The 1,652-nt window shown below is 34.1% G+C and carries 2 protein-coding genes; one reads left to right on the forward strand and one right to left on the reverse strand.

The annotated features are described in order from the left end of the window. Positions 1 to 276 precede the first annotated feature (276 nt). The gene (locus tag MWU56_RS16400) at positions 277 to 975 is read left to right on the forward strand and encodes a hypothetical protein (RefSeq protein WP_247046488.1); all 699 of its coding nucleotides are present in this window, start codon (positions 277 to 279) and stop codon (positions 973 to 975) included. A 131-nt stretch (positions 976 to 1,106) separates the two neighbouring features. Here MWU56_RS16400 and MWU56_RS16405 read toward each other — a convergent pair. Then, the coding region (locus tag MWU56_RS16405; RefSeq protein ID WP_247046490.1) for a transposase at positions 1,107 to 1,652 on the reverse strand (546 nt) is incomplete at its 5' end.

The following is a 1,652-nucleotide window of genomic DNA, read 5'->3' on the forward strand; positions in this document are numbered from 1 at the left end:
GCTTGGAGTAGTAAAAGAGAGAGGATTATCAATGTTGTCGAAGTCCGAAGCTTCACCGTATATACTAACCTTAATTCTCTCTTTTGTTCTTTCTGATTATTACATCAATTTAATGAGAATCAAACTTAAGTTGTGTATAAGTAATAGCGGTTTAAGTAATAAAACGAAAGTATAAACATAAAACTAAGGTTAGTGTAAAACTGAAAGGTTTGTGAGTAGAAACCCGCTACTACTCATACACGAGACCGTTGCCACCCATTTAAAAAAAATCGAGAGTTGATAAAAAAACTAACTTTTATAATTCTAATTTCTATTGGATTCAGTGGATTGTCTCAAAATAAAATTGAGTTAATGACTTCTGATTGCTCACAAGAAAATGGTTTTACAATGTTTCAATTGGATAGAGCAAAGCCAAAGATTTTGACAAGACAAACATTTGAAAAGGAGAACGGATATTGGGGCGGACATAAAAAAATAATTCAAAACCAATCGGATAGTTTGAAAATTGAATACACGAATATTTTCGGACAGCAAATTGACACAACATTTACAAAAGCAAAAGACCTAATCGAAGTAAAAATTTGTGTAGATAAATTCAAAGATTACCAAAAAGAATCGCTTATAGAAAAATCCATTGAGGTGGGAGAAAATTGGATTTTAAATTCAGTTTGGGGACACGGAACTTACGAATACGACAAACTGATTTTAAAGCCAAAAAAGGGAGTTTTTAAATACGAATATTACAAAAACGGAAAACGGAAAAAATGGGGAAAAATAAAAATAACGAACTTTATAGTTGATAGAATATCATTATTCGAACGTAAATTGAATTTAATGAAAAATGCTGATGACGGTTGTAATTTTTCAGTCAGCTATAAATTAACAAACGGAAAAGAAATTATAGAAATACAAGATAATAGCTGTTCTGGATTTTCTAGTGAAGAACTAAGAAAAGCATTAAATATTACGGAATAAAAAACGGGTGGAAACAAAGAACAGAGATAAAAAACAAACAAATTCTTCCTAAATCCGAGACAATATTATTCTTTGCTCATAGATTCAAAAATCGATTTCTTTGAGCTTTTTTTATTGGATTTGTCCTCTATTTATCTAGGTAGTATTGAAACGTATGTTTCATCATATGGCCTACCTGATTTGGCTATAGCAAAACTCTGTTTTAGCAATTTGTTGGCCACGGCTATCAATGCCAGTTTTTTGCTCTTTCCTTTGTTCACGATCCGCTCATATACCTCTCTGCATGCCTTGTTATGCTTACAAGCATTGAAAGAACATAGAAACAACAAGTTTCGAAGTTTTCTATTACCGACCTTACTTATTCTCGCACGACCCCTTACACTGCTCCCCGACTCACGTATCGTTGGGGTTATACCAACATAACTACAAAGCTGTGATGCCTTCTCGAACTTGGAGAAGCCATCTGTAATTACAACCAAGAACAAGGCGGTCTTGATCCCTATCCCAGGTATACTGGTCAACAAGGTCAGTTGCCGATGTTGATCCTGTTTTACAAGTCCCAACAAACGGTCTTCGATTCCTTTCACCTCTTTGTTCAAATGTTTGAGGTCACGTTTTAAAGACCTGTAAACATACTTGGATGGAATACCCAGAACTTCCTCTCCGTGAATCTTGTT

Source organism: Allomuricauda sp. F6463D (genome assembly GCF_023015965.1).
In the GTDB taxonomy this organism is placed as follows: Bacteria; Bacteroidota; Bacteroidia; order Flavobacteriales; family Flavobacteriaceae; genus Flagellimonas.